Genomic DNA, 25,420 nt, shown 5'->3' on the forward strand with positions numbered 1-25,420 from the left:
ATACGGTTGTGTATCGTGAACTCAGATCATCGGGATCCCCCGCACGAAAGGCGCCCCGCCAGGGGCTGAATCGCCGTGACACAGTCGAATTCGGGCCTGCCGGCCTCATCGTCGCAGGACGACGTCGCGATCTCCACGCGTCGACTCGCGACTCGCACCCGCCTCCTCGACGCGACGCGAGAGGTCGTCGCCGCCAAAGGAGTGCACGGCGCGAGCGTCGAGGAGATCTGCGAGGTCGCGGGGTTCACGCGCGGTGCCTTCTACTCCAACTACGCCGACAAGGACGAGATCCTGCTGGACCTCGTGCGGCGCGATCAGAGCCGGATCTTCGACCCCGTCGCTCTCGGGGGCGAGGAGGAAGGGATCGATGCGATGGTCGAGGCCGTGCTGGCCGCCGTCGCACAACCCGACCTCGACTACTTCCTCGTGCACGCGGAGATCGCCCTGCACGGTATCCGCACGCCGGAGTTCGCCCCGGTGGCGACGGCCACCGACGGAGCCATGCGTGACCGGATCCGCACGATCCTCGCCGCCGGCCTGGCGCGACTGGACCGTGAACCCCTCGTGCATCTGGACGATCTCGCGGAGTGCGTGAGCGCGGTCAACGAGCGGTCGATCCGGCACGCCGCCCTCGCCGGTGAGCGCGACCTGCGGCGGATGGCCCGCGCCACGCTCCCCCACGTGCTGCGGGGACTCACCCGCCCCCGACAGCACGCGCATTCGCGGGATGACGGCGACGCCGACCGCACCGTGACCGACGACGCCTGACGCGAGCAGGCGCCGGCCGTCGCGTCACGAGCGGTTCGCCTGTGGCACAAGGAGCCTCACGGCTGCCCGGAGACGACGGCATTCCGATTCCCATTGATTCGGCGGCGACGAGGCCGATGGGACGGCGATGGCCGCGAACCCTCCTCCTCGTCTCGGCGCGCACCGGCTCCCGGGAAACCCGAGCCCGCCCGCGCGTCGCTCGGTGCTGCTCGGCGGTCTCGGCGCCGGAGTGCTCGTGCTCGGATCCCGTCTCGCACCGGGCCTTGTCCCGCCGCAGGCCCCCTCTGCCGCCGGTTCCACGACTCCCCTGGCTTCGACGACGAGACGCACCGGGGCAGCTCTGCCCGCTCCACCGCCGCCCCCACCCGCGGGCGCGCGACCGCGGGAGCCGTGGTCGTCGGGCGCGATCGGCGACTGGCGTGCCTCGGCGCACTCCGCCTCCACACCCGAGGAGGACGCGCGAGCCGCGGCGCAGGCCGGGGTCCATCTCGTCGGCGACTCGATCGCGACGCGGCTCCTGCCCGCCCTCCGCAGCCGGCTCGGGAAGCGCCCGCTGTCTCACGACGTGTGGAACGGACGCCCCACCGCCCCCGCGCTCGATCATCTCGAACAGGCCGCCGCCGAGGGCAGACTCGCCCCCACGGTCGTCGCGGTCCTCGGCAGCAACGACATCTTCGACCCATGGGAGTTCGAGAACCAGGTGCAGCGGTGCCGCACGATCGTCGGCGAGCGACGCCTACTGTGGGTCACCCCGTACGTGAGCCGCCCGGCGGCGCCGTCGGCCGACGTGCGCAACTGCGCTCCTCTCGGCCTGGTCCTCGAACGCGCCGCTGCCGGAGGCGGAATCGAACTCGTCCGGTGGTTCGAGTTGCTCGCGCGCACGGCCGACCGCCTCGAGGACCACCTCGACGACGGCGTCCATCCCACCGCTCGCGGCGCCGCCGCGCTGGCCGACCTCGTGACCGCCGTCCTCACGCGCTCCGCCTGAGTCACCCACACCCCTGCGCCCCCGGACGCTCGAACAGGCGGTTCCACCCCACGTCTGCCGCTCGAACAGGCGGTTCCACCCACGCTTGCCGCTGGGACAGGCGGTTTCACCCACGCTTGCCGCTGGGACAGGCGGTTTCACCCACGTTTGTCGCTGGGACAGGCGGCTCCGGCCGGGCGCACGCCGGGTGTCCGGTGGAACCGCCTGTGTGGGCGAAGAGCTACCGGATCGCGAAGCGGATGCGGCGGGTCATGATGTCGGCCTTCGTCAACCGAACCCGCACCCGGGCTCCCGGTTCGGCGGTGCCGTCGGCGACACCCACCACCGCGGGGTCGGCGAGCTGGACGACGAGACCCTTCTCGCCGCGGTCCTCGACGACGACCGCGTCGAACGTCTCGCCGACGCGGCGGGTGAGTTCGGCGGCCTCGGCGGCGTCGGTGCACGCCCGGGCGACCCCCGACGCGCGGCGGTCTCCGTCCTTCATGGCCTCCGGCAGACCCGGCAGTGCCTCGCGCACCCACGCCGGCACCTCCTCGCCGGCGTCGAGTGCGGCGCACACCGCGAGCCCGAACCGGTCGACCAGCCGCCGCAGCGGGGCCGTGACGTGCGCGTACGGCGCCGCGATCGCGGCGTGCTCGGTCTGTTCGGGCGCCTCGCCGTCGACGGCGGTGTACCCGGCGCCGCGAAAGAGACTCGTCGCCGCGTGGAGCAGCGCGAGGTGGCGCGGGTCGTCCCCGTCGAGGGTGCGCAGGAACGCGCCGTACGGCTGATCCGCCGGCCAGTCGAGCCCGAGGGCGCGGGCCTGCAGCCGAAACCGGCGCACGTCCTTCTCGCTCGGGGGCGGCATCGTGCGCAGGATGCCCACGCCCCCGGCGAGCATCATGTCGGCGGCGGCCATGCCGGTGAGCAGGGAGATCTGCGCGTTGTGGTCCTCCGCGGGCACGACGGGCCGGAACTCGAGGCGGTAGGAGCCGTCCTCCTCCCGGACGATCTCCTGATCGGGCATCGGCAGGCTCGCGCCACCCCGCCGCAGCTCGGCCTCCGCACGAAGTTCACCGATGCGCGCGAGCAGCGGCAGTTGCGCGTCGGTCTCCGGCGTCACCCCGCTGCCGTGGCCGTCGAGCAGCTCCTGGACCTGCCCGTAGTCGTAACGGGCGACGCTGCGCACGCGCATGCGGGTGACGTGGGCCTTCGTGAGCTCACCACGCGCGTCGAGCCGCAGGTCCCAGACGTACGCGGCGCGTTCGACACCGGGAAGGAGGCTGCAGGCCCCTTCGCTGAGCACCTGCGGATGCAGGGGGGCCTTCTCGTCGGGCAGATAGATCGTCTGCCCGCGGCGGCGCGCCTCGGCGTCGATCGCGCCGCCGGGCCTCACCGCGTCGGAGAGGTCGGCGATCGCGTAGCGGATGCGAAAGCCCTCCCCCTCGGAGGCGAGGTGCATGGCCTGGTCGAGGTCCATGCTGCCGGGCGGGTCGATCGTGAGGAACGGCAGCTCGGTCGCGTCGGGTAGCGCCGCGGCCACGGCGTCGGCGCGTTCGGCCGCGGCCTGCGCCTCGGTGAGGACGTCGGGCGTGAACTCCCCCGGTACGTCGAACTCGGCACGGATCGCGTCGAACGCCGCCTCGAGGGTGGCGTCCGCGGTGGCCAGGCGATAACTCGGCAGCGGCATGGGGCCAAGGCTACGGAACCCGAGGTCAGGACACGAGACGATCGTCGGGCCGCGACGCTTGCGCTGGCCCTCCCTCACCGCCGGAGAACCCGGGACAGAACCCGTCGAGCACCTCCCCCGACGCGGTCCCCGCTGCGACGTCGAGCACGGAGGCCGGTACCTCGGAGCCGGCGCGACAGCCGAAGAACGTCTGCCCCGGCGCCGGCGTCAGCGCAGGTGAGAGGTGTCGTTGACGAACTCGACGACGACGCCCCCGTCCTTCCACCGGCGGATCGAGGTCATCGAGCACGGGTTGGTGGCCATCCGCCACACGTGGGGCAGGTCGAGCCCGAGGGCCTCGGCGAGGATCACGCCGATCGGCCCGCGATGGGTCACGAGGACGAGCGTGGGGGCGGCCCCCTCGGCGGCGTTCCTTCGCGACTGCTCCACGAGCCGCGCGACGGCAGGCCGCACCCGGTCGGTGAGCTCGCCGTAGCTCTCCCCACCGGGAGGCGGGACGTCCTCGGCGTTGCGCGAGCGCTGCAGCGCCTCCGGATCCGCTCGGGAGATGTCGGCGACCGTGCGCCCTTCCCACTCCCCGAAACACAGTTCGTCGAGGTCGGGCTCGACCTCGGTGCCCACGCCGAGTCTCGCCGCGATGAGCTGGCCGGTCTGCCGGGCCCGTTGCAACGACGAGGTGACGACGCGCACGCCGTCGCCCGTTCCGAGGAACGCCTCCACTCCCTGCCCGGCTGCTCGCGCCTGCGCCGCCCCCTCCACGGTGAGCTGGGGGTCGGCGCCGCCGCGGCCGTCGAGACGTCCTTCGCGGGTGTATTCGGTGACTCCGTGACGCACGAGAACGATGCGCACCGGAGGCGACATGTCCGGCGCCTCGCCCGACGTCGGGGCACCCGGCATCGCGGACAGCGGTGCGGGCGGCGGCACGAGATCCTCGGTGTCGGCCTCGCGTTCGTCGGCGGCGCGGCCCTCCTCGGTCACCTCGGGGCTCGTCCCAGCCTCCTCGCCGACGAGCGCACCCTCCACGGCTGCCGCGTCGGTCGCGCTCGTGCTCGCCGCCTGCTCGTTCGGCGTGCGATCCACGTGGTGCCCGTCCATCCCCTCGTTGGAGAGGGCGTCGGCGTCCTTGTTCCGGGCACGTGGGATCCACGTGAACGTCACCGACCCGCCGTCGTCGCGGATCTCGGCGACGATCTCGCGCGCCTGCGCCGCGAGCCGCTGCATGTCGGCGTGCTTGATCTTCCAGCGGCCCGACATCTGCTCGACGACGAGCTTGGAGTCCATCCGCACGTCCACGGTCACCGGCTCTCCGGCGGCGAGGTCGCGGGCTGCCTCGAGGCCGACGATGAGGCCGGTGTACTCGGCGACGTTGTTGCTGGCCCGCCCGAGAGGGGCGGCAAGCTCGCGCAGGATCCGGCCGTCCTCGCGCACGAGAGCGCCGTAGCCCGCGACGCCGGGGTTGCCCCGAGAGCCGCCGTCGGCCTCGACGACGAGTGTGCGCGTCGAGCGGGTGGTCACAGTCCCGACTCGGCGGTACGCACGAGGATGCGGCGGCACTCGTCGCAGCGGACGACCTCGTCCTCGGCCGCTCGACGGATGCGGTCGAGGTCGGCGGACATGAGTTCGAGGTTGCAGCCCTCGCAGCGACGCTGGGTCAGCGGGGCCGCGCCCATGCCCGTGGTGGCGCGGATCTTCTCGTAGAGAGCGAGCAGTTCTCCGCCGACGCCCGCCGCGATGTTCTCGCGTCGGGTCGCGACGTCGGTGCGCTCCTGGTCGAGCCCGGCAACCGCTGCGTCGCGGGCGTGTTCGGCCTCGGCCAGGGCGGCATCCAGGGGCGCGCGTCGCTCGGTGAGCGCCGTCAGGCGACCCGTGGCCGCCTCGGCCCGTTCCATGATCTCGAGCTCGATCTCCTCGAGCTCGCTCTGGCGCCGGGCGAGCGACTGCAGTTCGTGGGTGAGCGCCTGCATGTCCTTGGCCGAGCCCTGGCCGGCATCGAGTCGCTGCCGGTTGCGTGCGGCGCGATCGCGCACGAGTGCGACGTCGTTCTCGGCCTTGGTGAGTTCTCGCTGCACGTCCTCGTCGTCGACGCGGGCCCGGGCGATCTCGGAGTCGAGCGTGGCGATCTCGGCGGTGCGGGCCTCGACCGCGGCGGCTTCGGGGAGGTTCTTGGCGCGGTGCGCGATCTGGGCGAGGCGCGTGTCGGCGGTCTGCAGGTCGAGCAGGCGCCACTGGAGCTGTGGATCGGCCTTCACCGGGGTCCTTTCGTCGGGCGGGTGTCGCAGGTGCCGGGGGCGTCGGTCACGCCGACGCCGGTTCTATGTCGGGGAGTCGAGGTCGTCGAGGTCATCGAGATCGACGGCGCCGACCGTGAACGTCCACGGGTCGGTGACGAGTTCGCTGATGTGGTGCTCGACGTCCGTGCCCGCCGGGCCGAGGTCGGCGAGGGCGGTGGCGAGCCGGTCCCGCACGTCGGCGAGCCAGAGGTACTCGGTGGCGTAGTGGCCGGCGTCGACGAGGTACGGGGTGCGTCCGCGCGCCTCCTCACGAGCCTCGAGGGCCGGATGATGCCGCAGGTCGGAGGTGACGTAGACGTCGGCGTCACACGCCCGGACGGCGTCGAACAACGAGTCCCCTGCCCCGCCGAGCACGGCGATGCGTCGCACGGGAGCGGCGGGCGGGCCGGAGACGCGGATACCCCCGGCCGTGGCCGGCAGACGCGAGACGAGCCGGCGGGCGAGATCGCCGAGCGAGATGGCCTCGGGCAGGTTGCCGACGCGGCCGAGATCGGCGCCCTCGGAGACGGTGAGCGTCTCGAGCTCGTCGAGCCCGCAGGCGGCGCCGAGCGCGTCGCACACCCCGGGCCACGCGACGTCGGCGTTGGTGTGGGCGGTGAAGAGGGCGATGTCGGCGACGACGAGCGCGGTGACCGTCGCCCCCTTGGCCGTCGTGGTGGCCACCGAGTGCACCCCGCGCAGCAGCAACGGGTGGTGCGTGACGAGCAGGTCGGCACCGGCGTCCCGTGCCTCCTCGACGACGGCGAGCGTCGGGTCGACCGCGTAGTGGACGCGCCGCACGGGCTGCTCGGGGTCTCCGGTGGTCAGCCCGACACGGTCCCACGACTGCGCCGAGTCGTGCGGGTAGAAGCCCTCGAGCACCTCGAGGACCTGCCGCAGGGTCACGGTCTGCATTGCCGGCGCACCTTTCTGTCGGGGTCGGCCCAGCCTACGCAGGACCCACGGGTCACCGCGTCACCGCCGATCACCACCGATCGCCGCCGATCGCCGCGACGCATCGAATCGGGTGATTCGCTCCATCCACCACCGCGCCCATCCGAGACGGCAGACGGGATGGCGACCGGACCGGGGTCATCACCCCACCCTCGCCGCCATCCCATTTCCCATCTCGTGGGAACGGATGACCGGACGCGAGACGGCGGGGACGCCGCACGGTGGGGTGAGGAGAGAACGTGAGTGGGCCCGGCCGGGCTCGAACCGACGACACCCGCGGTGTAAACGCGGTGCTCTACCAACTGAGCTACAGGCCCTCCCACCCGGAGTCGCCGGGTGACCTCGGCCATTGTGACACCTCCGCCCGGTCGCGACGGACGCCACGCGGCCGGATCCCGCTCCGCCACACCACGAACGTCCCTCGAACGCCCCCGACGAGCGTCCCGCCGGGGGATGCGGGGGTGATCACACCGACTTCACCGCGTCACGGCTAGCCCACCTGGGAGGATCGGGGTGGAGGATCGGGGTGGAGGTGGAGTCGGCATGGCCATCACGACCGCGCAGGCCCTCGCACGGGCCGCCGTGACCGGAACGGGTGAGCTGTTGCTGCACGCCTTCACCCCGCCGCGGGTCGGGACCACACCGGCGAGGCAGTCGGGTGCGGCGAACAGACTGCGCCGCCGACTGGCGCTCATCCGCCCGGACGCCGTCGTCGCCTACGACCTCGTCGACGAGTCCGAGCGCACCGCCGCCGAGCGACCTTGCCCCTTCTCCCCGGTCGTCGATCCCGCGGAGTTCGCCCGGATCCACCTCACGGGCTGCACGACGCCACGCGTGCTCTACCGCGGCATCGGCTCCCGCACCGAGCAGGAGTTCACTCGGTGGCTGGCCGGTCTGCCCGCGGGCACCGCGGTCGTACCGGTCGGCGCGGTCGCCCCGGACGCGCGCATGATCACCTCCTTGCCTCGAGCGCACGAGATCGTCCGCATCGCCCGACCCGACATCCTGCTCGGCGGCATCACCGTCCCCGAACGCCACACCCTGGGCCGGGACGAGGACCGTCGTCTGCTGCTCAAACAGCGATCGGGCTGCTCCTTCTTCATCTCCCAGCTCGTCTACGACCCCCTCCCCGCGGCCGCCGTCGCCGAGGCGTACGCGGTACGGGTGCGGGCCGACGGCCTGCGACCGGCCCCGCTGATCTTCGCCCTGGCACCGTGCGGCTCACCCCGTCAGCTGGACCTGCTCCATTGGCTCGGGGTCGCCGTGCCACCGCAGGTCGCGCGCCGTCTGCGTACCTCTCGCGACCCCCGCCGCGACTCCTCCGAGCACTGTCTGGCCGTCGCCCGCGAGTTGGCGGTCGTCTGCCGGGGATTGGGCCTCCCGTTCGGGTTCTCCGTCGAGGGTCTCTCGCAGTCCCCGGCCGACACGGACGCGGCCGTGCGTCTCGCCGCCGAGCTCGGGAGCGTTCTTCGACGGTGAGGCAACCGATGGCACCCGCCCGGCGGCGCCACCTTCGCCTTGCCGTCGATCGTTCCGGCCGTCCAGGACATCCTCAGGTGATCACGGAAGCATCGGGCCCCAAGGGGGTTCGGATGAACTGGTCTGCGGTCGGTCGCGTGCTGGTCTGGCTGCTCGTCGGATGCGGTGTGCTGCTCGCGCCGCTGCCGTACGTCGATGCCGGTGGCCCGCTACCGACCGTGCAGGCGGTGCTTCCGGTCGTCGGACTGTTCGGACTCGCGGTGGCCGCCCTCGCGCTGCTCGTTCGCGCGAGGCTCGCGGCCGCGCTCGCCGTGGTGGCCGCCCTCGCGCTGCTCGCCCCGGCGCTGCCGCTGGCACCCCGCCCGGACACCCCGGCGGCGGGAGGTGACCTGCGGGTCGTCACCCTCAACACCGAGTTCGGTCAGGCCGATCCGACCGGCGTCGTCAAGGCCGTCCACACCCGCGATGCCGACGTACTCGTGCTGCTGGAGGCGACCCCCGCGCACTGGGCGGCGTTGAAGGCCCACGGACTGCGCAGCCTGCTGCCCCACGCCACCGGGACGGTCCACGGGAGCGCCGCCGGGACCGTCGTCGCGACGCGAGAACCCGTCACCTGCCCCGACCCCGCCACCGCGTGTGGCCGGGTCGTCACCGCGACACGGGCGGCGGACGAACCGTTCTCGCAGGTGGACGTGCGCCTGCCCGACGGCACAGTCGTGCGGGGAGCCCACCCGTTCCCGCCCGTCGGCCAGGGCGAGAGATCCTGGCGACTCTCCCTCGGCCGGCTCGACCGATGGATCCACCAGGTTCATGCCGGGGAGCGGATCGTCGTCACCGGCGACTTCAACGCCGGGCCCGTGCACCCCGCCTTCCGCCGAATCGCGGACGGGCTCGTGCAGGCGCCCCGAGCGTGGCCCTGGCAGCCGACATGGCCGCAGGAATCCGGGGTTCCCCCGTTCGTCCAGATCGACCACGTGCTCGCCCGCGGGTTCGCCGTCGCCGAGGAGGGGACGTTCCTCGTGCCCGGCACCGATCACGCGGGGGTGAGCGCCACCCTGCGCCCCCGGTGAGAGGCGGGGTGCCGCGCGGACACCTCAGTCGCCGATGAGCTCGGCGAGGGTGGAGTGAAAGCCCGAGAAGTCGCGTCGCTCACCGGGATCCGTCGTGAGGGTCCAGGCGATCGTGCCGTCGGGCAGGACGAGGAAGGTTCCGCGGGTGGCGAATCCGCCCTGCTCCTCGAACACGCCGTAGGAGCGGGCGACCTCGCCGTGCGGCCAGAAGTCGGAGAGCAGCGGGAAGAAGAACGCCTCCCGGTCGTCGTAGGCGCGCAGGGCGAACATCGGGTCGCAGCTGATCGCGACCGTCGTGACGTGCTCGCTCTGGAACTTGGCGAGGTCGTCGCGGATCTCCTGCAGTTCCCCGGTGCAGATGCCCGAGAACGCGAACGGGTAGAACACGAGTAGGGCGGCCCGCTCGGCCGTGAGCTCCTCGAGGGTCACGACCTTGCCGAACTGGTTCGACAGGGAGAAGGCGGGGGCGTCGTCGCCGACCGTGAGAGGCGTCATGCGCCCAGTGTGCCAGCGCGCGAGCCCGATTCGAGGCAGCTCGAACCGGTCAGCGACGCGCGGTCTTGGGTGCGACGAGCCGCGTGGCCGACCACTCGGGAGTGAGGTTGACGCTCGCGGAGGCGTGCAGCCCGGCGGTGTCGGCGGCCTCCGCCACGTCGCTGGGGTCGACCTCGCCGTTGCGCCCCACCTTGGGCGTGAGCAGCACGATGAAGCCGTGGTCCTCGAGGGTGACGAGGGCGTCGACGAGGGCGTCGGTGAGGTCACCGTCGTTGTCGCGCCACCAGAGGAGAACGGCGTCGACCACGTCCTCGTAGTCCTCGTCCTCGAGCTGGCCGTCGATGACGCCCTCGATCTGCGTGCGGAGCTCGTCGTCGACGTCGTCGTCGTACCCGAGCTCGAGAACTACCTGGTCTTCGGTGAAACCCAGCTTGGAAACCGGTCCCGCCGTGGACGTGCCAACCACGCGTGTCTACCTCTCTGGAGTGGGCGGCATGGCCGTCCCGATGTACCGTTTCGACTCTAGTGCAGCGGCTCACGTGCGATCTTGCAAGCACGTGGGCGTATCCGACGCGGTGATCAACCGGCTCGCAGGGCCCTCGCACCCCTCCCGACAGGACTGAAAGACACATGGGTCGACGCACCACACGCACCCCGTCGGTGCGTGTCGAGCTCACCGACTCCGGCCCCCGACTGCACCGGCGACCCGACACCGTGGCCGTCGAGGAGCCGCTGGAGATCCGCGTCGATGGCGAGTCGCTCTCGACGACGATGCGCACGCCCGGCGACGACTTCGACCTCGCGCTGGGCTGGTTGCTCGGCGAGCGCGCGATCTCCGACGCCGAGGCGGTCGCGGCCATGCGCCACTGCACCGACCTCGACGAATCCGGCCGCCCGACGTTCAACGTCGTCGAGGTGAGCCTGGCCCCCGGCGCGCGACTCGCGCCGGGCGTCTCGGCGCGTCGCTCGTACACCTCCAGCGCCTGCGGCATCTGCGGCACCGAGAGCATCGAGGCCGTGATGCACGGCGACGTGCCCGATCTCCACGCCGACGACTCGTCGGTCGCTCCCGAGGTACTCGCCGGCCTCGTCGAGACGATGCGCGAACACCAGGCGAGCTTCGACCGCACGGGCGGGGTGCACGCGGCGGCCCTCTTCACCGCCGACGGCGAGTTGCTCTGCCTGCGCGAGGACATCGGTCGCCACAACGCCGTCGACAAGGTCGTGGGCTGGGCCGCGCGCGAAGTCGGCCGGATCGGTCGCGCCCCCGCCGATCGCACCGGGCTGCCACACGTGCTGCTCGTCAGCGGGCGCGCCGGGTTCGAACTCGTGCAGAAGTGCGTCGTCGCGGGCATCCCGGTCATGGCCGCGGTCTCGGCGCCCTCGAGCCTGGCCGTCGACCTGGCCGAGCGCGCCAGCCTCACCCTCGTGGGATTCCTCCGCCCTCCGACTTTCACGGTATATTCCGGTCAATACCGTCTCGGCCTCGGTTGACGCGCGCTGCCCATCCGATCGGAGTGCTCGCCCCCTCCAGGGGGCATGCCGCAGTGCGACAACTATTGTGACTGTGACGAAGGTCGCTCGTCGGCGACCGCTGGCTTCACCGGCAGAAAGGACACCCACGTGCGCCCGGTTGATGCAGGCCCGATCATCAACGGCCTTCCGAGCAACTTCCCCGACATCGATCCCGAGGAGACGCAGGAGTGGCGTGACGCCCTCGACCAGCTCATCGCGGCCTACGGCCAGGAGCGGGCTCGCTACATCATGCTCAGCCTCCTCGAGCATTCGCGGGTGCGGCAGGTCGGTGTCCCTTCGCTGACCACGACCGACTACGTCAACACCATCCCGTTCGAGGCCGAGCCGTGGTTCCCCGGCGACGAGGACATGGAACGCTCCTTCCGCCGCCTCATCCGCTGGAACGCCGCGGTGCTCGTGCACCGGGCCCAGCGTCCCGGCATCGGCGTGGGCGGCCACATCTCGACGTACGCCTCCGCGGCGACGCTGTACGAGGTCGGCTTCAACCACTTCTTCCGCGGGCAGGACGCCCCCGGTGGTGGCGACCAGGTGTTCTTCCAGGGTCACGCCTCCCCCGGCATGTACGCTCGCGCGTTCCTCGAGGGCCGCATCCCCGAGGCGCAGATGGACGGGTTCCGACAGGAGCACAGCCACCTCGTCGACGGCAAACCGCTCGCGCTGCCGAGCTACCCGCACCCGCGGCTCATGCCCGACTTCTGGCAGTTCCCGACGGTGTCGATGGGTCTGGGCCCGATCAACGCGATCTATCAGGCGCAGTTCAACAAGTACCTCACCAACCGCGGGCTCAAGGACACCTCCGACCAGCATGTGTGGGCGTTCCTCGGCGACGGCGAGATGGACGAGATCGAGAGCCGCGGCGCCCTGCAGTGGGCGGCGATGGAGGAGCTCGACAACCTCACGTTCGTCATCAACTGCAACCTGCAGCGTCTCGACGGCCCGGTCCGCGGCAACGGCAAGATCATCCAGGAGCTCGAGGCGTTCTTCCGCGGCGCCGGCTGGAACGTCATCAAGGTCATCTGGGGCAGCGGCTGGGACGAGCTGCTCGCCGCCGACAACCAGGGCGCACTGCGGCACGTCATGAACAGCACGCCCGACGGCGACTACCAGACGTTCCGCGCCAACGACGGCAAGTACGTGCGCGACTTCTTCTTCGGCCGCGACCCGCGCACCCGCAAGCTCGTCGAGAACTGGAGCGACGACGACATCTGGTGGAAGCTGCGCCGCGGTGGCCACGACTACCGCAAGGTGTACGCCGCCTACGACCGCGCGGTGCGCCACACGGGCCAGCCGACCGTCATCCTCGCCAAGACGATCAAGGGCTTCACGCTGGGCTCCTCGTTCGCCGGCCGCAACGCGACGCACCAGATGAAGAAGCTCGCGCTCGACGACCTCAAGGCGCTGCGCGACACCCTGCACATCCCGCTCACCGACGAGCAGCTCGAGGCCGACCCCTACCAGCCGCCGTTCTACAACCCCGGGCCCGGCGACGAGCGCATCCAGTACATGCTCGAGCGGCGCGAGAAGCTCGGCGGCTTCGTACCGGAGCGTCGGCACGGTCAGCAGCACATCCACCTGCCCGACTCCTCGGCCTACAACTCGGTCAAGAAGGGCTCGGGCAAGCAGCAGGTCGCCACGACGATGGCGTTCGTGCGTCTGCTCAAGGACCTCATGCGCGACAAGGAGTTCGGCAAGCGCGTCGTGCCGATCATCCCCGACGAGGCCCGCACGTTCGGCATGGACTCGTTCTTCCCGACGGCCAAGATCTACAACCCGCACGGGCAGAACTACACCGCCGTCGACGCCGAGCTGATGCTCGCGTACAAGGAGTCGACCCAGGGCCAGATGCTGCACCTCGGCATCAACGAGGCCGGCTCGGTCGCGGCGTTCACCGCCGTCGGCACGAGCTACTCCACGCACGACGAGCCGATGCTGCCGGTGTACGTCTTCTACTCGATGTTCGGGTTCCAGCGCACCGGTGACGCGATCTGGGCGGCTGCCGACCAGATGGCCCGCGGGTTCCTCATCGGCGCCACCGCCGGACGCACCACCCTGACCGGTGAGGGCCTGCAGCACATGGACGGCCACTCCCCGATCCTCGCGGCCACCAACCCGGCCGTCGTGCACTACGACCCGGCGTTCGCGTTCGAGATCGCCCACATCATGGAGTCGGGCCTGGAGCGCATGTACGGCGACGACCCCGAGGACGTCATCTTCTACCTCACGGTCTACAACGAGCCGATGCAGCAGCCGGCCGAGCCCGATGAGGTCGACGTCGAGGGCATCCTTCGGGGCATGTACCTGTTCCGCGCCGGTGACGGCGAGGGCCTGGACAACCCCGACTCGGCTCCCCACGCGCAGCTCCTCGCCTCGGGCGTGGGCGTGCCGTGGGCCCTCGAGGCGCAGAAGCTCCTCAAGGAGGACTGGGGCGTGATCGCCGACGTCTGGAGCGTCACGAGCTGGGGCGAGCTGCGTCGCGAGGCCCGGGCCTGCGACGAGCAGCGGTTCCTCCACCCCGAGAGTGACGAGCGCGTGCCCTACGTCACCCGCTGCCTGCAGGATCGGCCCGGTCCGGTCGTCGCCACCAGCGACTACGCCAGCGAGCTGCAGGACTTCATCGCCCCGTGGGTGCCCGGTGACTTCTCGGCACTCGGCGCCGACGGCTTCGGGTTCTCCGACACCCGCCAGGCCGCCCGCCGGTTCTTCCACATCGACGGCCCGTCGATGGTCGTGCGCACGCTGCAGATGCTCGCCGAGCGTGGCGAGGTCGAGGACTCGGTGCCGCACGCCGCGGCCACCAAGTACAAGCTGCTCGACGTCACCGCCGGAGCCTCCGGCAACGCGGGCGGGGAGTCCTGAGCCACGGACTGCTCACCCGGCACGACGAAGGCGGGGCCTCCACCGATCTCGGTGGGGGCCCCGCCTCGTGTGCGGTGCTCGCGTCGCGTGGGAGTCAGGGCGTCACTTGGACGACCAGAAGTCGTTGCGCGCGGCGACGCCGGTGTCGGGGTTGTCGGTGAACAGCCCGTCGAGGCCGGTGCGCAGGTAGACGACCTGCTCCTCGATCGCCTTGCCGTGGGCGTTGGGGTCGGTGCCGTTCCAGAAGTCCTTGGCCATGAACTGGTTCTCGTTGCGGAACGTCCAGGGGATGACCTTGAGGCCGACGCGGTGGGCGTCGGCGACGAGGGTCGTGGGTGCGCCGAGGGTGCCGTCGGCCTTCTTGGGGATGACGAAGAACTTCTCCGGGCCGATGCCGTCGGCGAAGCGGGAGATCTCCGCAAGTCCCTTGGGCGTCATCCAGTCGCGGTACTTGCGGGTGTCGCCCTTGGAGATCAGGTCGTACGGGCCGTCGTACTTGCCGTCGCCGGTCCAGGCGAGGAACGTCGACCTGCCGCGGTAGCCCATCGTGCGCACCGACTTGAGGTTGGTGATCTCGAAGGACTGCAGCCAGATATGGGCGCGCTTGGAGTTCAGGCGGTGCTTGCGCACGAGCTCGACGAACGGCTTCTCGGGGTTGAGGCCCTTGTCGTGGAAGTACGTCGAGTGCTTGATCTCGGGGATGACGCCGATCGCGCGGCCGTACTTCTTCGACAGCCGTTCGCGCAGCTCGAGGACCTCCTCGAAGGTGGGCACCTCGTCGCGACCGTCGTAGACGGTGTTGTGCTGACGCACCTTGGGCAGACGTTCCTTGGCCCGCAACGTCTTGAGCTCGGCGAGGGTGAAGTCCTCGGTGAACCAGCCCGTGACGTCGGTGCCGTCGACGTTCTTCGTCGTCTTGCGCGACGCGAACTCGGGGTGAGCGGCGACGTCGGTGGTGCCGGAGATCTCGGGTTCGTGCCGGTCGACGAGGACGCCGTCCTTCGTCATGACCAGGTCGGGCTCGATGTAGTCGGCACCCATCGCGACGGCGAGCTCGTACGCGGAGACGGTGTGTTCGGGGCGGTAACCCGACGCGCCGCGGTGCGCGACGACCAGCGGGCTCGGCATCGAGGAACGATGGGTCATCCGGTCATGATGCCTCCGGTCGTGGCCCCGGTCGTGACCCCGGGAATGTCCGCGGTCGCGGTCGGCGGTAGCGGCCTGGGACGACGTGGCGGCGGCAGGCGTGGCGAGGAGCGCGATGGCCGTCGAGGCGGCCACGAGGGTGAGGAGTCGGGTCATGGGCGCGATCCCACACCCGCACAGGGACTTTCGGGCGTCGAGTGGGCGGCGCTCCGGTGGCGCGTCGGAGAACGGCCGGTGCGACCCACTTCTCACGGCCCGACGCGCCCGGTACGGTCAGCACCGCATCCCGCGGCCCCTGACCCGCCGGCCTCACCTGCGCCTGTCTGCGCACCTGCACGGATTCTCCGCGGTGAGGGCGGGTTAATGTGGCGCTCATGGCCGAGTCGATGGGCGAGACGGCGGGCGAGAGACCGGGCGAGACGAGGTGCAGCGAGGAGACCATCGTCCGGCTCGAACGCTCGATCGGGGCGCTGACCACCGCGGCCAACCGCCATCTCGAGGCGAGCCTGCCCTGGTATCGCGCTCTACCGGCGCAGGAGAGGTCGTGGATCTCCGACGTCGCCCACACCGGCATCACCTCCTTCGCCCGCTGGTGCCGGGGCAGCGACGAACCGGCGCGGCTGCAGTCGGTGGTCTTCGGCGCCGCGCCGACCGAGCTCACGCGATCGATCTCCCTGTCGCAGACCCTCGACCTCATGCGCGGTGTGCTCGAGGTCGTCGAGTCGCGCGTCGGGCAGATCGCCACTCCGGGTGACGAGCCCGCGTTCACCGAGACCGTGCTGCTCTTCTCACGCGAGGTCGCGTTCGCCGCGGCCCACGTCTACGCGCGGGCCTACGAGCGTCGGGGTGCCTGGGACGCCCGGCTCGAATCCCTCGTCGTCGACGCCCTCGTGCGCGGTGACGCCGACGAGGACGTCGCCCTGCGCGCCAATGCCCTGGGCTGGGCCGACACCGCACCCGTCCTCGTCGCCGTGGGCCGCTCCCCCGGCCGCGCGGACGTCGAGATGGACGCCCTCCGCCAGGCGGCGGCCCGACGACGGCTCGCCTGCCTCCTCGCGGTGCAGGGGCGCACGCTCATCGCGGTCGTGGGCGGGCCGGAGGCACGGGCCTCGGTGGGTGCGCTCGCGGAGTACTTCGGTGAGGGCCCCGTCGTCGTCGGTCCCGTCGTCCCCCGCCTCTTCGCGGCCGGACGCTCGGCACGCGCCGCGCTGTCCGGGCTCCTGGCGGCCCCGGCCTGGCCGGGCGCACCGCGCATCGTCGACGCCGACGACCTGCTGCCCGAGCGCGTGCTGCTCGGAGAACGCCCCGCCCGCGCGCAGCTGGTCGAACGCACCTTCACCCCCCTGCAGGCCGCCGGCGGCGGGCTGCTGGAGACCGTCGAGGCCTATCTCGCCTCGGGGCGCGTGCTCGAAGCCGCCGCTCGCAGCCTCTTCGTCCACGCCAACACGGTGCGCTACCGCCTCGGGCGCGTCGCCGAGCTCGTCGGCCTCGACCCCATGACACCGCGGGAGGCGCACACCCTCGCGACCGGTATCGCGCTCGGTCGCCTGGCCGCCTCCGAGCCGCGGTTCCGCCGTTCCCTCCACCTCGAACGCTGACCCGCCCCTGCCGTCGTTGTAGGAATCCTCCAAAAGACCGGCTGGTAATTGTCGTCGTCGGAGGCTGCTCCCGGGTCGAGCGTCCGAGAGGCTGATCTGGTGCTCGTCATCGTCTGCCCTGGACAGGGCGCTCAGGTTCCCGGACTGCTCGCGCCGTGGCTCGAGGTGCCCGGCCTCCGTGAACGGCTGGAGTCGTACGCCGACGCCGCCGGGGTCGACCTCGTCGCCCACGGGACGACCTCCGACGCCGACACGATCCGCGACACGGCCGTCGCCCAGCCACTCATCGTCGCGAGCGGGTTGTTGAGCTACTCCGCTCTCCTCGATCCCGAGAGCTCGAGCGACACCGTTCCCGCGCCCCCGGCCGTGGCCGTGGCCGGGCACTCCGTGGGCGAGTTCACCGCCTCCGCGCTCTGCGGCGCGCTCACCCCCGTCGAGGCCCTCACGCTCGTCGGTGTGCGCGGCCGGGCGATGGCGCAGGCGAGCAACGCGCACCCCACCGGCATGAGCGCCGTGCTCGGCGGCGTCCCCGAGGAGGTGCTCGCCGCGATCGAGGAGCACGGGCTCACCCCCGCCAACGTCAACGGCGCCGGCCAGGTCGTCGCCGCCGGTGATCTGGCCGCGCTCGAGGCGTTCGCCGAGAACCCGCCGGCCCGCGCCCGGGTCAAGTCGTTGGCCGTGGCCGGCGCCTTCCACACCACGTACATGGCCCCCGCGGTCGAGGCCCTCGACGAGGCGGCACAGTCGGCCACCGTCGCCGACCCCGTCGTCCCCCTCGTCTCCAACCGCGACGGGGAGCTCGTCACCAGCGGCACCGACCTCGTCGCCCGCCTGGTCGACCAGGTGAGCAACCCGGTGCGCTGGGACCTGTGCATGGAGCGCTTCGCCGATCTCGGAGTCACCGGCATCCTCGAGCTCGTCCCTTCGGGCACCCTCGTCGGCCTCGCCAAGCGCGCACTCAAGGACGTCGACCGGTTCGCCCTGACCGGCCCCGACTCCCTCGACGAGGCCCGCGCGTTCGTCGAGGCCCACCAGACCAGCGAGGAGTCGTGAGCGAGCCCACGACCCCCCTCGCCCAGCGACGGGGGCACGAGTTCACGGCCATCCTCGGGCTCGGTGACCACCGCCCCGAGCGGATCGTGCCCAACAGCGAGATCGTCGAGGCGATCGACAGCAGCGACGAGTGGATCAAGGAGCGGTCGGGCATCGCCTCGCGCCGTCTCGCCGGTCCCGACGAGACGATCGTGACGATGTCGGCCTCGGCCTCGCGCGCGGCCCTGGAGAACGCCGGGATCACCCCCGAGCAGGTCGACCTCGTCATCGTCGCCAGCGTCACGCACCCATGGCAGACCCCGGCCGCGGCTCCGATGGTCGCCGACGCCCTCGGCGCCACCAATGCGGCCGCCTACGACCTCGGCGCGGCCTGTGCCGGCTTCTGCTACGCCCTCGCGGTGGCCGACGACGCCATCCGCGCCGGCTCGGCCACCCACGCGCTCGTCATCGGTGCCGAGAAGTTCTCCGACTTTCGTGATCCGCACGACCGCACGACGGCGTTCATCTTCGGCGACGGTGCGGCGGCCGCCGTGGTCGGGCCGGCGGACTCCCCCGGCATCTCGGCCTCCGTGCTAGGCGCCGACGGCACGGGGGCGATGCAGATCGCCCAGACGCGCGACTGGACCCGCGTGCGCCACGACTGGGAGCAGATCGCAGCCAGCGGTGAGGTGCCGGCCGACCTCTCCCCGTTCCCCTCGATCGGCATGGAGGGCCCCTCAGTGTTCCGCTGGGCGGTGACCAAGATGGCGCCGGTCGTGCAGCAGATCCTCGACACCGCAGGCGTCACGGCCGACGATCTCGCCGTGTTCGTCCCCCACCAGGCCAACGTGCGCATCATCGACGCGATGGTCAAGCGCGCGCACCTGCCCGAGCACGTCGTCGTCGCCCGCGACGACATCGTCGACATGGCCAACACCTCGGCCGCCTCCGTGCCGCTCGCCCTCACCCGCCTCGTGCGAGAGGGACGCGCCAAGAGCGGCGACCTCGCACTCCTCATGGGCTTCGGCGCCGGCCTCGCGTGGGCGGGCCAGGTCGTCCGCGTGCCATGAGGCCCCACGAACTCCCGCCGTGCGTCGGGTTCCACACGCACGACCCGCAGGACCATCGTTGACACACATCCACAAGGAGAACCCCATGGCTTCCGAGCAGGAGATCCTCGCCGGCCTCGCCGAGATCATCAACGCCGAGACCGGCATCGAGACCGACGCCGTCGAGCCCGGCAAGTCCTTCCAGGAGGACCTCGACATCGACTCGCTCTCGATGATGCAGATCGTCGTCGAGGCCGAGGACAAGTTCGGCGTGAAGATCCCGGACGAGGCGGTCAAGGACCTGCGCACGGTTCAGGACGCGATCGACTTCGTCAAGAACGCTCAGAACTGACCGTCGGTTCACCGCACGACCCGGCCGGGCGAGGTCACACCGACCACGCCCGGCCGGTCTCCACACCGAACACGACCCACCACCGACATTCGACTCGCACCACACCCCGCACCGCCCAGCAGGAGGAACCGACCATGTCCACCACCCGCGACCGGATCGTCGTCACCGGCCTCGGCGCGACGAGCCCGCTCGGGGGCGACGTGCCCTCGACCTGGGATGCGTTGCTCGCCGGCACCTCCGGCGCCCGCCGGCTCGAGGCCGACTGGGTCACCGAGTACGACCTGCCGGTCACCATGGGAGCGCCGCTCGCCGTGCCGTCGGCCGAGGTGCTCACGCGAGTCGAGCTGCGCCGTCAGGATCCCTGCGCCCAGTACGCCCTCATCGCGGCTCGTGAGGCGTGGGCCGACGCCGGGGCTCCGGAGATCGAGCCCGAGCGTCTCGCGGTGGCCATCGGCTCCGGCATCGGCGGCATCGACACGCTCATCACCGCCTGGGAGGCCCTGCGCACGCGCGGCCCGCGGCGCGTCATGCCGACCTCGGTGCCCATGCTGCTCGTCAACAGCCCCACCGGCGCCGTCGCCATGGACCTCAAGGCCCGCGGCGGTGGCCACACCCCGGTGAGCGCCTGTGCCTCCGGCGCCGAGGGCATCGCCAGCGCGATCCGCACCCTGCGCGAGGGTCGTGCCGACATGGTCGTCGCCGGCGGCACCGAGGCCGCCATCCACCCGCTGCCCATCGGCGGTTTCGCGGCCATGCAGGCCCTCTCCACACGCAACGACGAGCCCGAGCGCGCCTCGCGGCCCTACGACGTGGGCCGCGACGGTTTCGTCATCGCCGAGGGCGCCGCCATGCTCGTCCTCGAGACCGAGGAGCACGCCCGGGCGCGTGGCGCGAAGATCTACGCCGAGCTCGTCTCTGCCGGGCTCACCAACGACGCCTTCCACGCCGCCGCCCCCGAGCCGGAGGGCCTCGGCGCCTCGGCCGCCATGCGCCAGGCCCTCGAGATCGGCGACATCGACCCCCGCGAGGTCGTGCACATCAACGCCCACGCCACCTCCACCCCGGTCGGTGACATCGCCGAGTGCAAGGCCATCCACCGGGCCTTCGACGACAAGATCGACGACATCGCCATCAGCGCGACGAAGTCGATGACCGGTCACCTGCTCGGCGCCGCCGGAGCGCTCGAGGCGATCTTCACCGTCAAGGCGCTCGCCGAGCGCCTCGCACCGGCGCAGATCAACCTCGACGAGAAGGATCCGGCGATCGATCTCGACGTCGTGGCCGGCAAGCCCCGAACCCTGCCGGAGGGGGACATCGTCGCGCTCGACAACAGCTTCGGCTTCGGCGGATGCAACGTCGCCCTGGCCTTTCGCAGCATGAGCTGACACGCCTGTTCCGACGCTGCCGCGGACACACCGCGGCGCCGGAACGGCCGACGAGGCCGCCCGGAATCCCCCGAGGGTTCCGGGCGGCCTCGTCGCGTCGGGCCGACCGAAGGGTCGGCCGCGGATCACGCGGGACCGGCCCCATCCCCATGGGCCGGTCGACGCGTGTCGCCGGAGTGACTCACGCAGTCAGCACACCCCGGCGGCGACCCCGGCATCACCGAAGCCGCACGAGGGGTCAGCTCACGCGGTACAACCAGCGCGTGGGCGCGCCGTCGCCGGCGTGACGGAACGGGTCGAGCTCGGCGTCCCAGGCCGTGCCGAGCGCACGATCGATCTCGTCGCGCAGGTGGGCACCGTCGGCCGAACGCAGCACGGCCCGCAGGCGGTCCTCGTTGATGACGGCGTCACCGTTGGCGGCCAGCCACGTGTGATGGATGCCGAGGCTCGGCGTGTGCGTCCACCGCGAGCCGTCGCAGCCCGGGCTGGCGTCCTCGGTGACCTCGAAGCGCACCTGCTCCCAACTGCGCATGCCGCTGGCCAGGCGCGCGCCGGTACCCGCTTCACCGCCCCAGGCGAACTGGGTGCGCATGAGCGAACGACCGAGCGGCTGGGGCTGCCAGTCCAGACGGACGGGCTGACCCAGCACCGATTCGAGTGCCCACCCGATGTGTGGGCACAACGCCACCGGGGATGAGTGCACGAACACCATCCCGGTGGTCATGAGCGTCGACGGCGCGACAGACATCCGGACCTCCTGCGTGTGAGGGACGTCTTCCCCAACGACCTCGATGCAGGACTCCGATGAACTCGACCCGTGGCGGACCCGGCTCATGACTCTCGGATATGGCAGCCGGGCTGCGGCTGCGTCTATGACGAGGGCACGAATGCCATCGATGTCGTTTCATTGTGCCCCAGCGCCCCCGGCAGAACCAAGCCCACCGATCGTCAAGATTCGGCATGTCCGATCCGGTTGCCCACAATCCCTCGACGGGTCATCCTGAACGCCTGACCAGGTCGAATGTCCCGATGCATTCAAAGTCGTCGATCCATGCTGGACAGGCGATCAAGACGTGCGCTTCACTGCTTCTCGACGGGCGACGGCAGGGCCACCTGCACCGCTGGGGAACGGAACGCCCGATAATCCGGGGAGGGAATCATCCGATGAACGAGCACACCACGCCTGCGCCGGGGATGCAGAGCGCCATGGCCATCCTGACCGCACGGCTGCAGAGCATGGACGGCGGCTGCACGGTCAACGAGTACGTCGACGTGCTGCGCGACGAGATGGACGAGCAGGATCCGCTCATCCTCACCTCGGCGATGGCCAGCCTCGCCTCCGCGCTTCTCGCGATCGCCTCCGGCGGCACGAAGATCCCGCCGTACGAGTTGCTCTCGACCATCGGCCTCACCTTGGCCGACGCCTGAGCCCCGCACGACGTTCGCACGACGACGGCCCACCCGGTGTTCCGGGTGGGCCGTCGTCGTCACCGTGGGGGGATCAGGGGCAGGAGCCGCTTCCCGGGTGGAACGAGACGTGAACGTGGTCCCAGTGGTTGGCCGTCTCGCTGCCGCGGTCGGCCATCGGGCGGTAGGAGGTCATGCCCGGGTGCCAGTAGCCCTGCTCCCAGATGACGTACTTGACGTTGAGGGTGCGGGCGTTGGCGCGGAACCAGTCCGCGATCTCGGTGCCGCGCTCCCCGCGAACCATGACGTCGATGGCGTGGCCGGAGTGGTGGTCGCTCGTGCCGTGACCGGGGCGGTAGCCACCGATCTCGGTGATGCCGAACTGGGCGGCGACGCGGGCGCGCACGGTCGAAGGCCAGGCCTGAAGGCCGGTGCTGCCGGGGCCACCGGAGAGGGTGCAGGCCATGGCCTGGGAGTGGGCGGCCGCGACGTGGTTCGTCAGGGCCGAGGCTCGGGGGACGGCGGAGGCGGGGGTCGCTGCGGTCAGGCCCGCGGTCAGCGCCAGGGCAGCGGCGGACACCGCGGCCAGGGCCGAAGGACGGACGAGACCGCTCAGAGGAAAGCGGCTCATGGGCACGAGTGTGATCGGCGTGATGCGTTCGTGACTACCCCGATATCGCAGCGTTATCCGAAGTCGGGTGAAGTCTTGGCCGTCTCGTTGCCTCCCAGACCATTTGGGGAGGCGGCGCTGACCGGCGACTCACCGAACGCTGAGCAAGTGGCGAGGCGCTCGTCCACAGGGTTGGGCGCCGCGTCCGCGTTTTCTCGGCGTCGTCCACAGGCCCGGATTCCGGTCGACCGCGGTGCTGTCTGCGGCTCTAGCGTCGAGGCCCCAGACACCCCGAAGGAGAGATCATGAGTACCAGCAGCAGATATTCGGTGACCGACGGAGCCATCGCCCGGCACGCGGCGGGGCTCGAGAGCACCCACCAGTCCATGAACCAGGCCCTGCAGAAGTTCGGCACGTCGCTCGCGACGCTGCCCGGAGTGTGGCGCGGCGCCTCGTTCGCCTCGTTCGCCGAGGTGCAGGCACGCTGGCAGAACGCGGCCGGCGAGCTCAACCGCGCCCTCGACGACATCAGAGGGCGGGTGGCCACGTCCGCCGCGGTCTACGACGCCGGTGAGGCGGGTCAGGCCGAGGCGCTGCGACAGGTCGGCCGGTCGGTCGACTGGTCCGCCGGGTCCTTCAAAGGCTGAGGAGACGCGCCATGACGATCAGCTACGACTCCGCCGTCGCCACCGAGGCCGAGGGCGGTCTGCGGGCCACCGCCGCGCAGATCGACCTCGCCCTGCAGGAACTCTCGGGTCACGTCACCGCTCTCTGCTCCGGATGGGAGGGCGACGAACGAGTCGCCTACCAGGACATCCAGCGTCGGTGGGATTCGGCCGCTCGCGAGATCCACGAAATCCTCACCCGCATCACGCTCGCTCTCGGCGCCAACACCGAGGCGGTCACCCGCATGCGTGCCCAGGTTCGGGCGACGTTGGCCGGGTGAGGTGAACCGCGTGACCACAGCGGAGACGCTCCTCTCCCCGCCGTCCGGATCGGGCGGCGGGGACGGGTGGCGGGCGCTGCCCGACGCCGACGTCCTCGACGAGCACCGCCTTCGTCGGGCGCGGCTGAGTGCGGCGTTGTGTCGCGGTTCCGCACCGACCCGTCGGGCTGCGGCATGGACGCCGGCGGTCGCCGGGGTCGTGCTCACCCTCGTCGCGCTCGGAGGCACCGCGGTCGGCGCCACCGTGCACCGGCACCTGCCGCGGACCGCGTTCTCGACCCCCGCCGCGGGTGCCGGCGGTGCGTCCATCGAGGCGGATACCGCCACCTCGGCCGCGGGCGACCGGAACGATGACGGCCGGGATGCGGACGCCCGAGGCGAGAGGACGACCGACGAAGAGGTCGCGCGGCCGTACGGGCCGTGGCTGCGTCAGACCATCTCCCACACGGCCCGATAGAGGTCGAAGACCCCCGCGAGCAACAGGGGCACGGCCAACAAGGCCGCCCTCTCCCCCAGGTCGGCGAGCCGCCTCAGGCGGCTCGCCGTGACCGGATGCAGGCCGGCGATCGTGCTCCCGGCGGCACCGAGGAGCACGGTCAGCCCCACGACGAGAGCCGGGACCGCACGGGCCTCGGCGTGCGTCACTCCCGTCACGACCACGACCACCAGGGCGATCACGCCCCCGACCGCGAGGGGCACGACGTGCCGGGCTCGCAACATCGAGCGTGCGCGAGCCGCGACCACCGAAGCGACCGCGGTCGCCAGGCCGGCAGCGCCCGGTCCCCCGTCGGCGAGCGTGAACGCCGTGCCCACCGTCCCGGCCGCGACGACGAGGAGCAACGCGGTGAGGTCGTCGGAGGCGCGGGCGACCGCGGCGAAGACCGTCGCCTCGCGCACCTCTTCGCCGCGGGCGACCCGGTCGTCGAGGAGGCCGAGGCCGGAGACGAGAAGCGCCATGCGAGGTGCGGCCAGGACCGTGACGACGACGCCCACCGCCGCGAGGGCGTTGGCGCGGGTCTCGTCCAGCCCCACGGCAGCGCCCCCGACTCGGATCGCGAGGATCCCGGAGGCGCAGGTCAGAGCGGCAGCAACGGGTCGGGGCCAGGGCAGCGACGACGAGAGGAGCAGCCCGGTGACGACAAGTGCGCAGGCAGTCGCCACGAGCAGCGCCTGGGACGAGGTGCCACCCGCGGCGACGACGGCGAGCGCCACCGACCACACCGCCGCGAGCAGACCCGGCACCGCCGCGACCCGCAGCAGCGCCGGACGAGTCCGCACCGTCAGCAGGCAGGCGAGAACGACGAACGGCGTGGATGCCGCCGGCACGAGCACCGCTCCGCCCTGCACGAGGACGACCGCCACGGCCACCGGTGAGACGAGGACCGCGAGCAGGACGGCGACGACCGACCCGTGGTCGCGGGTCGCCGGAGCGGCGGCGCGCGTGCGTTCGGCGACGTCGTCGACCGGCAGCGTGGGTCCCGACTCCTCACGCGGCCGCAGGTGCAGCACCGATCCGTCCACGACACCGGCCACCTCGTCGACGCGTCGGTCGAGGTCGAGGGGGCCTGCGGCCGGATGTGTCAACAGCCACCCCGCGTCGTCGCCGTCGAAGGACGCGACCGAATGTCGCGCGACGCTCTGCCTCGTCACGCGGACGATCTCGGCGACAGCAGCGTCCGACGCCACGGCGAGATCGACCGCGTCGTCAGGCGTGAGAACGGTGAGGCGGACCACTCGGCGAACGGGGGAGATCATACGGCGGCCTTCGTCGTGGGGGCGGGAACGGCTACCGGTGGGGGCACCGGCCCGG

The 25,420-nt window shown here is 71.6% G+C and carries 25 protein-coding genes and 1 tRNA gene; 15 read left to right on the forward strand and 11 right to left on the reverse strand.

The features are described 5' to 3' along the window. The first annotated feature begins 75 nt into the window (after nucleotides 1-75). Together BN1197_RS15515 and BN1197_RS15520 are read left to right on the forward strand one after the other, a co-directional pair. On the forward strand, nucleotides 76-768 hold the full coding sequence (locus BN1197_RS15515) for a TetR/AcrR family transcriptional regulator (protein ID WP_052466814.1): 693 nt from the start codon (nucleotides 76-78) through the stop codon (nucleotides 766-768). 127 nt (nucleotides 769-895) lie between these two features. Then, a complete protein-coding gene (locus BN1197_RS15520) occupies nucleotides 896-1,756 on the forward strand; it encodes a GDSL-type esterase/lipase family protein (protein ID WP_040161092.1) in 861 nt (286 codons plus the stop codon). 220 nt (nucleotides 1,757-1,976) lie between these two features. On the opposite strand, the gene BN1197_RS15525 is transcribed toward BN1197_RS15520, so the two are convergent. The 5 genes from BN1197_RS15525 to BN1197_RS15540 all read right to left on the reverse strand — a co-directional run bounded on the left by BN1197_RS15525 (nucleotide 1,977) and on the right by BN1197_RS15540 (nucleotide 6,966). Continuing rightward, entirely contained in the window at nucleotides 1,977-3,425 is a 1,449-nt protein-coding gene (locus BN1197_RS15525; protein ID WP_040161094.1) for an RNB domain-containing ribonuclease, read from the reverse strand. Nucleotides 3,426-3,632: 207 nt separating this feature from the next. Continuing rightward, entirely contained in the window at nucleotides 3,633-4,940 is a 1,308-nt protein-coding gene (locus BN1197_RS15530) for a bifunctional RNase H/acid phosphatase (protein ID WP_040161096.1), read from the reverse strand. After that, the gene (locus BN1197_RS17450; RefSeq protein ID WP_040161099.1) at nucleotides 4,937-5,674 is read right to left on the reverse strand and encodes a zinc ribbon domain-containing protein; all 738 of its coding nucleotides are present in this window, start codon (nucleotides 5,672-5,674) and stop codon (nucleotides 4,937-4,939) included. Before BN1197_RS17450 ends, BN1197_RS15530 begins: the two co-directional genes overlap by 4 nt. Nucleotides 5,675-5,737: 63 nt before the next feature. Then, nucleotides 5,738-6,610: a Nif3-like dinuclear metal center hexameric protein gene (locus BN1197_RS15535; protein ID WP_040161101.1), complete on the reverse strand. Its 873-nt coding sequence runs from the start codon at nucleotides 6,608-6,610 to the stop codon at nucleotides 5,738-5,740. A gap of 283 nt (nucleotides 6,611-6,893) precedes the next feature. Next, nucleotides 6,894-6,966: transfer RNA gene (locus BN1197_RS15540), tRNA-Val, on the reverse strand. A gap of 226 nt (nucleotides 6,967-7,192) precedes the next feature. Between BN1197_RS15540 and BN1197_RS15545 the strand changes: the two genes are divergently transcribed. Both BN1197_RS15545 and BN1197_RS15550 read left to right on the forward strand, forming a co-directional pair. Further along, nucleotides 7,193-8,128: a hypothetical protein gene (locus BN1197_RS15545; RefSeq protein WP_052466815.1), complete on the forward strand. Its 936-nt coding sequence runs from the start codon at nucleotides 7,193-7,195 to the stop codon at nucleotides 8,126-8,128. 113 nt (nucleotides 8,129-8,241) lie between these two features. After that, complete coding sequence (locus BN1197_RS15550; protein ID WP_040161104.1) at nucleotides 8,242-9,198, forward strand: endonuclease/exonuclease/phosphatase family protein; 957 nt, start codon at nucleotides 8,242-8,244, stop codon at nucleotides 9,196-9,198. 24 nt (nucleotides 9,199-9,222) lie between these two features. Here BN1197_RS15550 and BN1197_RS15555 read toward each other — a convergent pair whose 3' ends face one another. Together BN1197_RS15555 and BN1197_RS15560 are read right to left on the reverse strand one after the other, a co-directional pair. Continuing rightward, complete coding sequence (locus tag BN1197_RS15555; RefSeq protein ID WP_040161109.1) at nucleotides 9,223-9,693, reverse strand: peroxiredoxin; 471 nt, start codon at nucleotides 9,691-9,693, stop codon at nucleotides 9,223-9,225. A gap of 49 nt (nucleotides 9,694-9,742) precedes the next feature. Next, nucleotides 9,743-10,159, reverse strand: a complete 417-nt coding sequence (locus BN1197_RS15560) for a DUF3052 domain-containing protein (RefSeq protein WP_040161112.1) — start codon at nucleotides 10,157-10,159, stop codon at nucleotides 9,743-9,745. 164 nt (nucleotides 10,160-10,323) lie between these two features. Between BN1197_RS15560 and fdhD the strand changes: the two genes are divergently transcribed. After that, a complete protein-coding gene (gene fdhD, locus BN1197_RS15565; protein ID WP_040161114.1) occupies nucleotides 10,324-11,187 on the forward strand; it encodes a formate dehydrogenase accessory sulfurtransferase FdhD in 864 nt (287 codons plus the stop codon). Nucleotides 11,188-11,316: 129 nt separating this feature from the next. Then, entirely contained in the window at nucleotides 11,317-14,085 is a 2,769-nt protein-coding gene (gene aceE, locus BN1197_RS15570) for a pyruvate dehydrogenase (acetyl-transferring), homodimeric type (RefSeq protein ID WP_040161117.1), read from the forward strand. Between the two features lie 102 nt (nucleotides 14,086-14,187). Here the strand turns inward: aceE and BN1197_RS15575 are convergent, their stop codons facing one another. Continuing rightward, a complete protein-coding gene (locus BN1197_RS15575; RefSeq protein ID WP_052466816.1) occupies nucleotides 14,188-15,387 on the reverse strand; it encodes a glycerophosphodiester phosphodiesterase in 1,200 nt (399 codons plus the stop codon). Nucleotides 15,388-15,605: 218 nt separating this feature from the next. Between BN1197_RS15575 and BN1197_RS15580 the strand changes: the two genes are divergently transcribed. The 5 genes from BN1197_RS15580 to BN1197_RS15600 all read left to right on the forward strand — a co-directional run bounded on the left by BN1197_RS15580 (nucleotide 15,606) and on the right by BN1197_RS15600 (nucleotide 20,647). Further along, complete coding sequence (locus BN1197_RS15580) at nucleotides 15,606-16,829, forward strand: PucR family transcriptional regulator (protein ID WP_245851979.1); 1,224 nt, start codon at nucleotides 15,606-15,608, stop codon at nucleotides 16,827-16,829. Nucleotides 16,830-16,928: 99 nt separating this feature from the next. Continuing rightward, the gene (locus BN1197_RS15585; RefSeq protein ID WP_040161119.1) at nucleotides 16,929-17,882 is read left to right on the forward strand and encodes an ACP S-malonyltransferase; all 954 of its coding nucleotides are present in this window, start codon (nucleotides 16,929-16,931) and stop codon (nucleotides 17,880-17,882) included. Beyond that, complete coding sequence (locus tag BN1197_RS15590) at nucleotides 17,879-18,931, forward strand: beta-ketoacyl-ACP synthase III (RefSeq protein ID WP_040161122.1); 1,053 nt, start codon at nucleotides 17,879-17,881, stop codon at nucleotides 18,929-18,931. The genes BN1197_RS15585 and BN1197_RS15590 overlap by 4 nt, the downstream gene beginning before the upstream one ends. An 85-nt stretch (nucleotides 18,932-19,016) precedes the next feature. Then, entirely contained in the window at nucleotides 19,017-19,262 is a 246-nt protein-coding gene (locus BN1197_RS15595; RefSeq protein ID WP_040161125.1) for an acyl carrier protein, read from the forward strand. 134 nt (nucleotides 19,263-19,396) lie between these two features. Continuing rightward, nucleotides 19,397-20,647, forward strand: a complete 1,251-nt coding sequence (locus BN1197_RS15600; protein WP_040161127.1) for a beta-ketoacyl-[acyl-carrier-protein] synthase family protein — start codon at nucleotides 19,397-19,399, stop codon at nucleotides 20,645-20,647. Between the two features lie 238 nt (nucleotides 20,648-20,885). On the opposite strand, the gene BN1197_RS15605 is transcribed toward BN1197_RS15600, so the two are convergent. After that, nucleotides 20,886-21,395 (reverse strand): DUF3145 domain-containing protein, encoded by a 510-nt coding sequence (locus tag BN1197_RS15605; protein WP_082043962.1) that lies wholly within the window; start codon nucleotides 21,393-21,395, stop codon nucleotides 20,886-20,888. Between the two features lie 416 nt (nucleotides 21,396-21,811). Here BN1197_RS15605 and BN1197_RS15610 point away from each other — a divergent pair, with 416 nt between their 5' ends. Next, the gene (locus BN1197_RS15610) at nucleotides 21,812-22,075 is read left to right on the forward strand and encodes a hypothetical protein (RefSeq protein ID WP_040161129.1); all 264 of its coding nucleotides are present in this window, start codon (nucleotides 21,812-21,814) and stop codon (nucleotides 22,073-22,075) included. Nucleotides 22,076-22,148: 73 nt separating this feature from the next. Here the strand turns inward: BN1197_RS15610 and BN1197_RS17905 are convergent, their stop codons facing one another. Next, complete coding sequence (locus tag BN1197_RS17905; RefSeq protein ID WP_052466817.1) at nucleotides 22,149-22,685, reverse strand: VldE C-terminal domain-containing protein; 537 nt, start codon at nucleotides 22,683-22,685, stop codon at nucleotides 22,149-22,151. Nucleotides 22,686-22,969: 284 nt separating this feature from the next. Here BN1197_RS17905 and BN1197_RS15620 point away from each other — a divergent pair, with 284 nt between their 5' ends. Genes BN1197_RS15620 through BN1197_RS15630 form a run of 3 tightly spaced genes read left to right on the forward strand, consistent with a single transcriptional unit; the run spans nucleotide 22,970 to nucleotide 24,067 of the window. Continuing rightward, entirely contained in the window at nucleotides 22,970-23,311 is a 342-nt protein-coding gene (locus BN1197_RS15620; protein WP_082043963.1) for a WXG100 family type VII secretion target, read from the forward strand. A gap of 11 nt (nucleotides 23,312-23,322) precedes the next feature. After that, the gene (locus BN1197_RS15625) at nucleotides 23,323-23,610 is read left to right on the forward strand and encodes a WXG100 family type VII secretion target (protein WP_052466819.1); all 288 of its coding nucleotides are present in this window, start codon (nucleotides 23,323-23,325) and stop codon (nucleotides 23,608-23,610) included. A gap of 10 nt (nucleotides 23,611-23,620) precedes the next feature. Next, complete coding sequence (locus tag BN1197_RS15630; RefSeq protein ID WP_141397307.1) at nucleotides 23,621-24,067, forward strand: hypothetical protein; 447 nt, start codon at nucleotides 23,621-23,623, stop codon at nucleotides 24,065-24,067. Here BN1197_RS15630 and BN1197_RS15635 read toward each other — a convergent pair. Then, complete coding sequence (locus tag BN1197_RS15635) at nucleotides 24,040-25,365, reverse strand: EsaB/YukD family protein (protein ID WP_040161135.1); 1,326 nt, start codon at nucleotides 25,363-25,365, stop codon at nucleotides 24,040-24,042. The two genes, BN1197_RS15630 and BN1197_RS15635, sit on opposite strands and share 28 nt — an antisense overlap. Nucleotides 25,366-25,420 lie beyond the last annotated feature (55 nt).

This window comes from Mobilicoccus massiliensis (assembly GCF_000826525.2).
In the GTDB taxonomy this organism is placed as follows: domain Bacteria; phylum Actinomycetota; class Actinomycetes; order Actinomycetales; family Dermatophilaceae; genus Mobilicoccus; species Mobilicoccus massiliensis.

Bases quoted from the DNA above. Each gene is read 5' to 3' on its own strand.
- BN1197_RS15580 (WP_245851979.1), top strand. From the start codon at position 15,606: ATGGCCGAGTCGATGGGCGAGACGGCGGGCGAGAGACCGGGCGAGACG.
- BN1197_RS17905 (WP_052466817.1), bottom strand. From the start codon at position 22,685: ATGAGCCGCTTTCCTCTGAGCGGTCTCGTCCGTCCTTCGGCCCTGGCC.
- BN1197_RS15620 (WP_082043963.1), top strand. From the start codon at position 22,970: ATGAGTACCAGCAGCAGATATTCGGTGACCGACGGAGCCATCGCCCGG.
- BN1197_RS15605 (WP_082043962.1), bottom strand. From the start codon at position 21,395: ATGTCTGTCGCGCCGTCGACGCTCATGACCACCGGGATGGTGTTCGTG.
- BN1197_RS15550 (WP_040161104.1), top strand. From the start codon at position 8,242: ATGAACTGGTCTGCGGTCGGTCGCGTGCTGGTCTGGCTGCTCGTCGGA.
- BN1197_RS15520 (WP_040161092.1), top strand. From the start codon at position 896: ATGGCCGCGAACCCTCCTCCTCGTCTCGGCGCGCACCGGCTCCCGGGA.
- BN1197_RS15545 (WP_052466815.1), top strand. From the start codon at position 7,193: ATGGCCATCACGACCGCGCAGGCCCTCGCACGGGCCGCCGTGACCGGA.
- BN1197_RS15610 (WP_040161129.1), top strand. From the start codon at position 21,812: ATGAACGAGCACACCACGCCTGCGCCGGGGATGCAGAGCGCCATGGCC.
- fdhD (WP_040161114.1), top strand. From the start codon at position 10,324: ATGGGTCGACGCACCACACGCACCCCGTCGGTGCGTGTCGAGCTCACC.
- BN1197_RS15625 (WP_052466819.1), top strand. From the start codon at position 23,323: ATGACGATCAGCTACGACTCCGCCGTCGCCACCGAGGCCGAGGGCGGT.
- BN1197_RS15555 (WP_040161109.1), bottom strand. From the start codon at position 9,693: ATGACGCCTCTCACGGTCGGCGACGACGCCCCCGCCTTCTCCCTGTCG.
- BN1197_RS15600 (WP_040161127.1), top strand. From the start codon at position 19,397: ATGTCCACCACCCGCGACCGGATCGTCGTCACCGGCCTCGGCGCGACG.
- BN1197_RS15635 (WP_040161135.1), bottom strand. From the start codon at position 25,365: ATGATCTCCCCCGTTCGCCGAGTGGTCCGCCTCACCGTTCTCACGCCT.
- BN1197_RS15595 (WP_040161125.1), top strand. From the start codon at position 19,017: ATGGCTTCCGAGCAGGAGATCCTCGCCGGCCTCGCCGAGATCATCAAC.
- BN1197_RS15535 (WP_040161101.1), bottom strand. From the start codon at position 6,610: ATGCAGACCGTGACCCTGCGGCAGGTCCTCGAGGTGCTCGAGGGCTTC.
- BN1197_RS15575 (WP_052466816.1), bottom strand. From the start codon at position 15,387: ATGACCCGACTCCTCACCCTCGTGGCCGCCTCGACGGCCATCGCGCTC.
- BN1197_RS15525 (WP_040161094.1), bottom strand. From the start codon at position 3,425: ATGCCGCTGCCGAGTTATCGCCTGGCCACCGCGGACGCCACCCTCGAG.